Annotated in this window: 11 protein-coding genes; 5 read left to right on the plus strand and 6 right to left on the minus strand. The window is 73.5% G+C overall.

The genetic code is table 11. The annotated features are described in order from the left end of the window. Positions 1 to 248 precede the first annotated feature (248 nt). On the minus strand, positions 249 to 1,289 hold the full coding sequence (locus tag NQZ70_RS51115; RefSeq protein ID WP_237244818.1) for a tetratricopeptide repeat protein: 1,041 nt from the start codon (positions 1,287 to 1,289) through the stop codon (positions 249 to 251). Continuing rightward, positions 1,286 to 2,533 (minus strand): hypothetical protein, encoded by a 1,248-nt coding sequence (locus NQZ70_RS51120; RefSeq protein WP_237244819.1) that lies wholly within the window; start codon positions 2,531 to 2,533, stop codon positions 1,286 to 1,288. The genes NQZ70_RS51115 and NQZ70_RS51120 overlap by 4 nt, the downstream gene beginning before the upstream one ends. A gap of 195 nt (positions 2,534 to 2,728) precedes the next feature. Between NQZ70_RS51120 and NQZ70_RS51125 the strand changes: the two genes are divergently transcribed. Next, entirely contained in the window at positions 2,729 to 3,397 is a 669-nt protein-coding gene (locus tag NQZ70_RS51125; protein WP_020741980.1) for a hypothetical protein, read from the plus strand. A 98-nt stretch (positions 3,398 to 3,495) separates the two neighbouring features. Here the strand turns inward: NQZ70_RS51125 and NQZ70_RS51130 are convergent, their stop codons facing one another. From NQZ70_RS51130 to NQZ70_RS51145, 4 genes are all read right to left on the minus strand, one after another. Beyond that, positions 3,496 to 4,386, minus strand: a complete 891-nt coding sequence (locus NQZ70_RS51130; RefSeq protein WP_129580716.1) for a DUF4142 domain-containing protein — start codon at positions 4,384 to 4,386, stop codon at positions 3,496 to 3,498. A 423-nt stretch (positions 4,387 to 4,809) separates the two neighbouring features. Further along, positions 4,810 to 5,625 carry a class I SAM-dependent methyltransferase gene (locus tag NQZ70_RS51135; RefSeq protein WP_237244820.1) on the minus strand — a complete coding sequence of 272 codons (816 nt, stop codon included), beginning with the start codon at positions 5,623 to 5,625 and terminating at the stop codon, positions 4,810 to 4,812. A gap of 188 nt (positions 5,626 to 5,813) precedes the next feature. Continuing rightward, the gene (locus NQZ70_RS51140) at positions 5,814 to 6,551 is read right to left on the minus strand and encodes a type 1 glutamine amidotransferase domain-containing protein (protein ID WP_129580718.1); all 738 of its coding nucleotides are present in this window, start codon (positions 6,549 to 6,551) and stop codon (positions 5,814 to 5,816) included. A 247-nt stretch (positions 6,552 to 6,798) separates the two neighbouring features. Next, a complete protein-coding gene (locus tag NQZ70_RS51145; RefSeq protein ID WP_129580719.1) occupies positions 6,799 to 7,797 on the minus strand; it encodes an SDR family oxidoreductase in 999 nt (332 codons plus the stop codon). A 457-nt stretch (positions 7,798 to 8,254) separates the two neighbouring features. Here NQZ70_RS51145 and NQZ70_RS51150 point away from each other — a divergent pair, with 457 nt between their 5' ends. The 4 genes from NQZ70_RS51150 (at position 8,255) to NQZ70_RS51165 (ending at position 11,046) form a co-directional block, all read left to right on the plus strand. Then, the gene (locus NQZ70_RS51150; protein ID WP_237244821.1) at positions 8,255 to 8,800 is read left to right on the plus strand and encodes a hypothetical protein; all 546 of its coding nucleotides are present in this window, start codon (positions 8,255 to 8,257) and stop codon (positions 8,798 to 8,800) included. 660 nt (positions 8,801 to 9,460) lie between these two features. After that, positions 9,461 to 9,949, plus strand: coding sequence for a hypothetical protein (locus NQZ70_RS51155; protein WP_129580721.1), 489 nt, complete (start codon positions 9,461 to 9,463; stop codon positions 9,947 to 9,949). A 9-nt stretch (positions 9,950 to 9,958) separates the two neighbouring features. Further along, a complete protein-coding gene (locus NQZ70_RS51160; RefSeq protein WP_129580722.1) occupies positions 9,959 to 10,597 on the plus strand; it encodes a hypothetical protein in 639 nt (212 codons plus the stop codon). Positions 10,598 to 10,662: 65 nt separating this feature from the next. After that, complete coding sequence (locus NQZ70_RS51165) at positions 10,663 to 11,046, plus strand: hypothetical protein (protein WP_129580723.1); 384 nt, start codon at positions 10,663 to 10,665, stop codon at positions 11,044 to 11,046. Positions 11,047 to 11,251 lie beyond the last annotated feature (205 nt).

Genomic DNA, 11,251 nt, shown 5'->3' on the forward strand with positions numbered 1-11,251 from the left:
CGTTCGGGGTGAGCTGGCCGGCGCCACCCCCGCGCGCGAGGGCGACCACGCTAAGGTGAACCCGCCGGGCGGGGTCGTAAAGGGGCGTCCTCGCATCCGGCCGCGGCGCGACGCGCGTCCGCTGCGGCGCGATCGGAGCGCACCCGGAGGCGACGTGCAGGAACTCCCGGAAGCGCCTGCGGGGGCGGCCGGAAGCGCGGCGCGAGCGCGACCGGACCGCGGCGCGCCGCCCAGCACAGCGCCGCGGGTCAGCGCCGCAGCGGCGCCGCGGGCGCGGGCTTGCGCAGGCGCTTCATCGTCTGCTCCCGCTCCCGATCGCACTGCGCGCGCCGCGCCTTGGCCAGCGCCACCCAGTGGTCGTTCCCGGGGGCGCGCGCGATGTACGACTCCCACGCAGCCACGGCCTGCAGGTAGGCCTCCGCGCGCGCGGCGCCGAGCTCGGCGCTCCGCGCCGCGGCCCAGTGGCCGAGCGCGGCGTACCAGGCCTCGTCGTACGGGGGCACGTAGAACCAGCCGGCGCCGTTGATCTGCTGATCGTTCCGGTCGTAGGTCCGCGCGAGCCGGATGTGCTCGATGGCGCCCTCCAGGTCGCCCGACCGATCGAGCGCCACGGCGAGCCCCCAGAGCGTGGTCACGCCGTAGCGGAACATGTCGAGCGACCCGAGCGTCGAGAGCGCCGCGCGGTAGCCCTCGACCGCGGCGGTGATGTCGCCGAGCGCCATGTACGCCTCGGCCTGGTTGGCCAGCAAGAGCGCCCGCGACGCGGCGTGCGGCTCGAGCGCGAGCGCCTCGTCGTACGCCTTGATCTCCTCGGTGTACCTGCCGAGCCGCGCATAGCAGACCGCGAGCGCGTGCCACGCGTCGGCCCGGGAGGGCGCCGGCGGCTGGGCGCGCAAGAGCCCCTCGAGCGCCCCGACCGCGCCCTCCACGTCGCCGAGGTGCTCCAGGATGTCGGCGTAGCGCAGCCGCACCGACGGTTCGCGCGAGGTCGGCGCGCCGGCGCGCTCGTACAGGGTGCGCGCCTCGCGCAGCCAGAGCGGGCCGATCTCCTCGACCCGCTCGAGGAGCGGCGAGCGCCGGAGCCGGTCGTACCGGGCGAGGAGCGCGTCGGCCTGGGAGATGAGCGCCGCGCGCTCGTCGGCCGCGGGATCCAGCGCGCGGGACCAGACGGTCGGCGCCGCGCGGAGGGGCGCCGCCGCGAGCGCGAGCGCGAGGAGCGCCGCGACGCCGGGCAGGCGGGCCCGCCGGGGCGAGCGAGGCCGCCGGCGCAGGCGCGGCCCCTGGCTCATCGCGCGCCCCCTGCGCCCGGGCCGGGCGCGGGGGCCAGCGCGCGCCCGGCCGCCCCCGTCGCCGCGGCGCGCGCGGGCCGCTGGCCCCCGCCGCCGGCGCCTCTCCGGAGCGCGTCGAGGCGCGCGCGCGCCGCCCCGGCCCATGGCCCCTGGCCGCCGGCGCCCGACAGGTACGCCTCCCAGCGCGCGATCGCCGCGGCCGCCATGGTCCGCTCCAGCGCGAGCGCCTCGAGGGCGAGCCTGTCCTCCGGGACCGCGAGGTAGTCGACGGTGCGCAGGCGCGCCGTCGCGCTGGCGAGATCGTCGGCGGCGTGCTCGCGGGCGGCCGCGCCGGCGTGCTGGTCGGCCGCGCGCGCCCGCGCCGCCGCCTCGGCGCGGTGGTCGGCCGCGCGGGCGCGGGCGGCCTCGGCGCGGGCGCGCGCGGCCGCCTGGGCGCGGGGGTCGCCCCCGGCGCCCGCGTCGGCCGCCTCGCCCTCGAGCGCGGCGTCGGCCTGGGCCTTGTCGCCGGCGCGGTCCAGCGCGAGCGCGAGCGACAGCGTGACGTCGCGGGCGAGCTGCGTCTGCGCGCGCTGGCGCGCCTCGCGCAGGTAGGCGATCGCCTCGTCGAGGTCGCCGCGGGCGCCCCCCGCGGCCGCGCCGGACGGCGGCTTCGCGGCCGCGCCGGCGGCGGCCATGGACAGGTGCGCCGCCTCGAGCAGCACGAGCGCGCGCTGATCGGCGGTGCCGAGCAGGTCGATGCGCGGGACGAGCGCGCGGTAGATCGCGATCGCCTCGTCGCGCTTGCCGGTGCGGGCGAGCGACCGGGCGAGATCGTGCATCGTGTGCGGATCCTCGACGCTGCGCGGGTCGATGCCCCGCGCGCGATCGAAGGCGCGCCCCGCGTCCTCGGGGGAGCCGAGGGCGAGCGCGGCGCGGGCGAGCAGCACCTGCGGCGCGGCGTGCCCCGGGAGGAGCTGGTCGGCGAGGCGCGCCGCCTCGCGCGCCGCCTCCGGGTTGCTGCCGAGCTGCGCCTGGCCGCGCGCGAGCAGGTCGCAGTAGCGCGGGAGCTCCGGCGCGCGCGCGCGCTCCCAGACCGTGGGGCCCCGCGCGATGGCCCGGCTGGACCGCGCCGAGCACTCGGGCGGCCGCCCCGCCGCCGCCGCCGCTGCGACGAGCTCGCCGCCCGCCTGACCGGCGTGGGCGGTGAGCGGGAAGGCGAGCGGGAAGGCGAGCAGGGCCGTGAGCGACAGCGGGCCGGGGTGCACGGCCGGAGTGTACCAGCGACGCGCCCCGGAGGCCCACGTCGGGCCGGCGTCGGCGGGCTGCGATCCGGTTGATCGGGCGGGCGATGGTCCGTTATGGTGCCCGAGGTGACAGCGCCGACGGGGGGCGTTCGCGGGTCGTGCTTCGCTGGACTCCGCAGCCTTGGCGCCTCGTGAGGCCAGAGGAGGATCGACATCATGGGCGAGGTGATTCGCAAGGATGCGCCGGCGGACGACATCATCGGTGACGTGCGCGCGACGCTCCAGAGCGCTTCTGCGAAGGGGGGGTCCCTCCGGGAGCTCGCCGAGCAGCGGCTCGTGCCCGTGCTGACGCTCTTCGACGGCGTCGAGGCCCAGCGCAACGCCGCGCGGTCCGAGGCGGAGCCGCTGCTCGCCAAGGTGGAGGCCGAGTCCGCGCGCGCCGACGACGCGCTCGGCAAGGTCGCCGACGACGTCTGGAACGCCGTGGGCCGCCCCTCCGCGGATCCTGCGCTGTCGATCCTGTTCCCCGGCGGCGCGGCGTATTTCGCCGACTACGAGGACGGCGACATCACGGGGCAGCCGGATCGGCTGGAGGTGCTCGCGCAGCTGCTCGGCTCGGGGATCCACCCCAAGCTCAGCCTGGACAAGGCGCAGGCGGCGGCGGCCGAGGTGAAATCGGCGGCCGCGGCGCTGCGCTCGACGGTCGAGGCGACCCGGCTCCCGCTCGAGCGGCTGAGCGTGCTCGATCGCATCCGCGCCGCGGTGGCGAAGAGCGCGCACATCGAGCTCGTGCACCTGAAGCGCCTCTACAAGGCCGCCGGCTTCACCGAGGCGGAGATCCACGGCGTCATCCCGGACCGCGGCCGGGCGCGGCGCCGGCTGTAGCGCGCCGCGCCCGTCTCCTCGACGGAGCGGCGGTCCGGTCGGCGCCGCAGTCCGTCAGAGGGCGTCCGGCGCGGGCGGCGCCGGCGCCCTGCGACGGCTCACGGGCGATCGCCGGGAGACGGGGGATACGGGCTGCTCGTGCCGGAGCCGAACGACGCGCTGCGCCCGTAACCGCCGTAGGGCGGGTACGCCGGCATGTAAGGCCCGTTGGGGCCGTAGTAGACGGGGCCATAGGACGGCGCGCCGTTGCCGTAATACGGGGCGCCGTTGCCGTAATACGGGGCGCCGCCGCCGTAATACGGCGTGTTGCCGTAATACGGGGCGCCGTTGCCGTAGTACGGCGAGCGCGGCGGATTGCCGTTCTCCGAGACGTACGGGGTACCGAGGAGCGAGACGAGCGACATGGCGAACGAGAGGTGCCGCGACGTGGCCTCCCGGATACCGGGGATGAGGTGGGAGATCCCCGGGTGCAGCTCGGGTCCGACGAAGGCGATCTGCTCCTTGAGATGGGCCAGGAACTCCTGGTGCCGGACGATCTGGAGGTTGACGTACGTCCAGTCGAAGGTGCGGCCGCTGAGCCCTTCGAGCATCTGTCCATCCGACGCGCCCTGCTCGACCAGCGCCCGGCTGATCTGGTTGTCGGCCGGCGTCACGCCCAGCTGCCCGAGCGCGGCCAGGAGCTGCTGGTTCGCGGCGGTGTGGTGATTGAGCAGCTCCTGGGCGAGCTCGAGGACGTACGCGTCGGTCGCGCGGGTCAGGGCGATCTGCGCCTCTGCGATCTGGAGCGCGTCGAAGGCGTCGAACACCGAGGCGAGCTCCGGGACCGAGAGCGTGAAGGCCTGCGACGCGGATTCGACCGCCTCTTCCGCGCTGTCCTGGTCCGCCGCTGCGAGGCCGTCGTCTCCCGCAGCGACGGAGCAGGCGCTGGCCCCCACGAGCGCCAGGGCTGCAATCGATGCAAAACGAAGAGAGTCGATTCGAAACTTCATACTTCCCCCCCATGTCAATGACGGAAGCGGCGCCGGCGCTGGAGCGCTTGGCGGTGATGCCTGGCCCGCCCCGTCACCTATCTTGAACGGCTCTGGGGATATGCAAGCGCGAAAGCCATCAAATCGATGATGCTCACGAGCGCACAGGATCGGCTGAATCGTCGGCGTCGCGCGACGGACCGGCGCGCGGGTGCCACCTCTCGATGTGGCTGAACGGACGAGGGCGCTGCCCGGGCGGCGGCGCCCGCGTGGTCACGGGAGGTCGCCAGGGGCAGGGGAGCGGCGCTGTCGGGCGATCGGCGATGTGCCATGTCCAGCCGCGGCGGATGCGGCGGGACGGACATCGATGCTTCCCTGGAGGAGATCCGCGCGCGGGCGGCGTGCGCCCGGCGAACGATGCGCGAACGATGCGCTAACGGCGCGTCAGTCCGCGGACTTGGCCGGTTTGCGGGCCACGACGCCGACGGTGCCGTAGTAGATGCCCCACGCCGCCGGGTCGGCCGCGAACCGGGCGTATCCGGCGAGATCCTCCGCGCTGATCCGCCCGGTCGCGAGGTACTTGTCCTGGAGCTGGGCGGCGGAGAGGCTCATGATCTCGGACAGCGGGTGGCCGCCCGGGCACAGCGGCACCTCGTTCTCGACGGCCTCGATGGCGAGCCCTCGCGACGCGAGGATCGCGGGCAGGCGCAGGCCCAGCCCCGGGTCCTTCCCCTCGGCCTGGAACATCGCGAGGATCGACTGATTCACCCGATCGAAGGCCTCGATATCCGGGCCGGACGCGCCCCTGGCCGCGGTGAAGTCGGGCTCCTCGAGCACGAGGCGCCCGCCGGGCTTCAGCGCCGCGAGCATGGCGTCGAGGAGATCCTGGAAATGGGCGTTGTGGACGAGCACGTAGCGGGCGTGCACCAGATCGAAGCGCGCCGCGTGAAAGTCGAGCTGGCGGATATCGCCTTCGATGATCCGGACGCCCGGCAGCTGAGAAGCATCCATGAACCCGACATCGAGGTCGACCGCGACCACCTCGCCTTCCTGGCCGACGCGCTCTGCCATCCAGGAGGCGATGGACCCGGCGCCGGCGCCCACCTCGAGGCAGCTCCAGCCGGGACCCATCCCGGACGCCTTGAGCAGGCGCCAGCTGCCGGGGTCGAAGAACCCCTCGATCCGCCGCAGGCGCTCCAGCTCTCGCGCACGCTCCGAACCCGCAAACGTGTAGCTGTCCTCGGCCATGGGGATGGACATAATAGTCCATTCCGCCGGGGAAGAAGCGAACTTCTCCTCGCCCGACCCTCTTCCGATCGGTGGAGTGACCTACACGGTCGCAGCGCGCCGGAGAGAAAACGTCCCAGGCGACTCCGGCGGGGCCCCCGCGCCGCCCGGCGAACACCACCGCCGGGGGCCGGGCGGCCCGGATCCCCGCCTCCCGCGCGTCACGCGAGCGCCCGGCGCAGCGCGAGCACCGCCAGCCCGCCCACCCCGAGCGTGGCCGCGGTGCTCAGGAACTTCCTTGCCGTGGAAGGCGCGGGCAGGAACGCCGTGGCGCTGAGCGCCGCGAGCGGGGGCGACGTGCGCGGCGGCGCCGACTCGGCGGCCAGCGGCGACGCCGCCGCGTGGATCGGCGCGGTCTCGGCGAACAGATCGAGCATCTCGCGCACGAAGGCGGGCAGATCCTGCGGCCCGCGGCTCGACAGCCAGTTGCCGTCGCGCACCACCTCCTCGTCGCGCCAGACGCCGCCCGCGTGCACGATGTCGTCGCGGATGCCGGGCCAGGAGGCGAGCTGCCGCCCGCTCACGAGCTCCGCCGACGCGAGCACCCAGGGGCCGTGGCAGATCGTCGCGATCGGCTTCCGGAGGTCGTCGAACGCGCGCACGAACCGGCGCGCCTCCTCGCTCTGGCGCAGGAGATCCGGGTTGATGAACCCTCCCGGCAGGAGCAAGCCGTCGTACTCGGCCGGATCCGCCTCGCCGAGCGTCCGGTCCACGCGCACCCTCGCGCCGGGCTCGTGGAGGTTCATCCCGCGGATCTTGCCGTGACGGAGCGAGACGACGTCCACCGTCGCGCCCGCGGCGCGGAGCGCCTTCATCGGCACGGTCAGCTCGATCTGCTCGAACCCGTCCGCCACGAGCGCCGCGATCCGCTTCCCTGCAAGCTTCTTTCGTTCCTTCATGCTGCCCTCAACGGTTGTCGGGTGGATTCCATGGCAACCGGCGCGCCAGGACGTGCCTGTTCCTGCTGCCCTGTTCGTCGCTCGGAGACATGTCCCCTCCGACGCACCTAGAGCCGGCGCCCCGCTCCGCAACCGAGGCCAGCGCAGATCCCGTGGGGGCCGCGAGCCCAGCTGCCGGTGTCGCCCGCGGCCGGCGATGAGGGTGTGTCGTTTTGCGACAGGCGGCCCAGGTCGCGGGGGCGCGCCGTCACCTCGACGGGAGCAGTTTCGGGCGGAGCCACAGGAGGCCCAGCACGGCGGGCGCGAGGGCGGAGAGGCCGACGACCACGGCGCGCAGGAGCCGCTTCTTGCCGCGCGGCTTCCATCCGCCGCTCACGGTGGTCCCTTCGGGCAGCGGTGTGAACAGGTTGCCGTTCGTCGCGTAGGCCGTGCGGTCGTGCTTCAGGTGCAGCCGGTCGACGCTCCGCGCGAGCAGGCGCTCGGCGAGGCCCGGCGCCACGAGCGACAGCAAGCACAGCTGCCGGGCCGCGCTGCCCACGAAGACCTCGCGCCGGGGCGCCCGCGCCAGACGAACGATGGCGCGCGCCACGCGCTCTGGCGGGTACACCGGGGGCATGGCCTTCGGCGTGCGCCCCGTGTAGTTGCCTGCGTGCTGGAAGAACGGCGTGTCGATCGTCGCGGGCAGGACGGTGGAGACGTGGATGTCGCGGGCCCGGAGCACCTGGAGCTCCTGCCTCAGGCTCTGGGACAGGCCGCGGATCGCGTGCTTCGAGGCGACGTAGGCGCTGACGTAAGGCTCGGACAGCCTCGATACCATCGAGCCGACATTGATGAGCACGCCGCTGCCCTGCCGCCGGAACTGGGCCAGGGCGGCGCGGGCGCCGTGGATGTAGCCGAACAGGTTGGTCTCGATGACGCGCCGGTAGGGCTCGGAGGGCGTCTGTTCGAACAGGCCGAAGAGCGTCACCGCCGCGTTGTTGACCCACACGTCGATCCGGCCGAAGGCCTCGGTGGTGCGCCGCGCGATCTCCAGGACGGCGGCCTCGTTCGTCACGTCGGCGGGCACGACGAGCGCCTTGCCCCCGGCCTGCTCGCACTCGGCGGCGAGGTCGCGCAGCGGCTGCTCCCGCCTGGCAGCGAGCGTCACCGCGGCCCCGCGCCTGGCGAACTCCAGCGCCGTTGCGCGGCCGATGCCGCTCGATGCGCCCGTGATCACGACGATCGTATTCCGGAACTTGTCGCGCATGCCTCACCCCCTCTTCTGCGCCCACCCGCGTTGCACGTATGCCCACGCCGTGTTGCGAGCGGCCGCGCGCGGGCGTGGCGTGCGCCGCGGTCACAGGTGGTCCTGGCCCCATGCAAGCGCTGGGCGCGCCGCGTCCAGCCGTGAGGGTGCTTGTGCCGCGCGAGCATCGACGCGCCCGCCTGCGCGCTCGCGCGCCGTCGAGCGCGCCCGCGAGCGCCGGCCGGCGTGAGGAGGCCAGTCTGCGTCCGAGCGCGCAGCGGTGCTCGATCGGGCGCGGCCCGATGCGCCGTTCCGGCGGCGTCTCGATCCCGGCGGCTGGATACGGCTCCAGCATGTCGAGGGTGGGACGCTACGCCGCAGGACCCTCGGGGCCTCGTGCGCATGGACGCGTCCGCATCGCCGGCGGCTCGGCACGGGCCGCGAACGCAGACGACCTGGGGGACACATCATGCGAAGCATGTTTCTGGTAGTAGTGGCCGCGGTGCCGCTCATGGCTTGCGGGGGCAGCCACGGGCGCGGACAACAGACCTCGCCGGGGGCCGGGCACACCGGCGGAGAGACCTCCGGCGGCACCGAGGGAGCGCCCGAGAGCGGGACTCCCGGTACGGGGACGACGCCTGGAGGGGAGATGGGAGCTCCGGGAGGCGGCGTCCATGGCGGGGCAGGCACGCAGGGCGGCACGCATGAGTGGGGCAGCGGCACCGGGACGCCGGGCGGGACGACGGGCGGAACCGGCGGGACGCCGGGCGGAACCGGCGGGACGACGGGCGGAACCGGCGGGACGCCGGGCGGCACCGGCGGGACGCCGGGCGGCACCCACGGGGGCGGCTCTCTCGCGCCGCCGAGCGGCGGGACCGGCACGACGGGCGGCAGCGGGACCCACGGCGGCAGCGGGACCCACGGCGGCAGCGGCACCCAGGGAGGCGGGAAGGGTACACCGGGCAGCGGCACGCAGGGAGGCAGCGGCACCCAGGGCGGCACGCGCACGCCGGGCGGCGGATGACCTCGGTGCGCCGGCGCGCCCGCTAGCCCGCAATCCGTCACACCTGTCCCGGACCGAGACCGCGTAGCGCGCTGCAATGCCAACGTGCTTGCTCCGCACGAGGGTCGCGTCGCGATCGCGCCGACCGAGAGCACGTCCACGGGCGCCCTTCTCCTTCTCGACCAGCTCCACATCCTGCCATGCCGCTGCTTCCCGCTCGGTCAGGATGCTTTTGCGTCCCAGAGCATCCTGATAGCGCGCGTATGCCGCGCTACCTTCCATGTTCGACCCCGAGCTTGGCTGCCGACAACGGACGGCGCTTCGTGCGCGCGCTGGCACGCTGGCACGCTGGCACGCTGGCACCGCTGGCACGCTCGCCCGTGAACTCTCACCGTGACACGGTAATCGGCTGAGCGCCTGCGCGGAACGGATGATGGTCAAGCATCGCTGATCCCGAGTGAGCGAAGGCGTGCAGGCTGGTACGTGGTTTGCTTGAACGCGTGCGCCAGGTGTTCTCGGATCGCGGGCGTTCGCGTAGCGCGTCGATGCGGCGAGGCGTGGTTGACCCGTGCGAGCGCGGGGCGCGAGCCGAGACCGGCGCGTGCATTTCTCATGCTTGCTTGGAACGCACGCGCTCCGAGTAGAGGACGATTCGGCTGCCGGTGAGGGCGAGGAGATTTTATGGTTCGTATCCGGAAGGTGGTGGGTCTCTTGGGGCTGGCCGTGCTCTGCGCGTCGCTTCCGTCGTTCGCGACCGATATCAAGGACTACGCTGGCGTCAACTGCGCGGCAGCGCACAGCAACAATACATACAGCCTGCTGAACAACTACTTCCTGAATACCACGAACGCCAGCGCCATCCGCGCCATCTGCCCTGTGGTTCGCGATCGCGTCTCGGCCAGCAACGGTCCCACGGCCACGATGCGGGTACACGACGCCAGCTCCACCGAGGGCATCTTGTGCAATTGGATATCCATGAGCGGGGACGGCACGAGCCTCAGCGTGATGTTCGACGACACCACGGCCGCTCAAACGGGAGACGTCACGCTGTCGTTCAGCGCGCCGACGAGCGGCACGGCCGCCCGGGACCACTACTTCTTCTCGTGTTTCCTACCCCAGAACAGCCGCATCTATTCGTATCGGGTCGTCGAGAACGACCAGACGGACTGAGGTGCGATCGTGCGCGCGGGTGCGGTGGTACTTGCAGCGGCGCTCTCGGGCGTCGCGGTCCTGGGCGGCCTGGCGCTCGTGAGAGGCGCCGAGCGCCCGAAACGGGAAGAGCTCGCCCCGAGCGTGGATTCAGGGAATGCGAGCCTCGAGCGGAAGCTCTCGCAGCTCGAGCAGGAGGTGCGGGCGCTGAAGCGGGAACGTCGCCTGGCCGTGGTTCCAGGTCGAGCGGTCGATCGACCCGAGCACGGAGGCACCTCCGAGGCGGAGGGCGCGGCGCCAGAGCCGATCTCCGCTGCGGAGGAGGCGGCGCGCATCGAGGCGCACTATGAAGGGCTCGACGCTGCCTTCCGGGCGGAGACGCGGGACGACGCCTGGGCGCGCGACACGGAGTCGGCGATCCTGGCGCTCGCGCGCGAGCCTCGCTTCGAGGCGTTCTCGGTGAGGCGCGCCGACTGCGCCGCGACGCTCTGCAAGCTGGAGGTGACGGCCAGCGCCGCCGGCGCGGAGGTCCCGGTGGAAGAGCTCTTCCATGCGGTTCCGCGGGACCGGATCGGCGGGGCCGCCGTGCGGCGCGTCGGCGAGCCGCTGGGCAACCGCGTCGTCGCCTACTTCGTCCGCAAGGGCCACGATCTGCCCGCGACCGAGTAGCTCGGCATCGTGGTGGCGAGCGCATGAGCCCTGGATCGCGGTCGTTCACGCTCGGTCGAGCCGTCGTGCGCAGCCTGCTCGTTGCCGCTGTAATCGCGGCGGTGTGGGCTTATTTCTTCATGTGGAGGACGGTGAGCGTCCGCAGCCACGCGGCGGGCAAGACGCTCGTCGTATGGCTGGAGATGGATGGCTCCGCGTCCAGGCAACTGGTGCTCGATGCTGGTGCACGCGACTCCACGATCGTCTGGGGGCGGCCGTCGCGCGATACGGCGCTCGGCGTGTTCGCGCTCCAGAGCGGCGGGTCGAACCCGATCGGTTCCTGCGGTCATCAGGGGCGGTGGTCGCCAGCGTCGGACTATATCGTCATCGTGACAGAGCCGGAGGAAGGGGAGCTGATCGCGTGGTGCGAGCGCGCCTCCGCGCTGGACGCGGTGCTCTCCGCCTGGTGAGACGCTGAGACCCCGCGCCGCCGGGGATCCGCTGCGTCGTTCGCCCGGCAACGGGCGGTGGTCTCGTCCGGTCGAGGTCACAGGGACGAGCCATTGCAGGCGACGTCATGAGCTCCGCTTCCAATAGCGACCGACCCATCATGCGTGCGCTGGCACGCTGGCACGCTGGCACGCTGGCACGCTGGCACGCTGGCACGCTGGCACG

Source organism: Sorangium sp. So ce836 (assembly GCF_028553905.1).
GTDB lineage: Bacteria > Myxococcota_A > Polyangia > Polyangiales > Polyangiaceae > Sorangium > Sorangium cellulosum_D.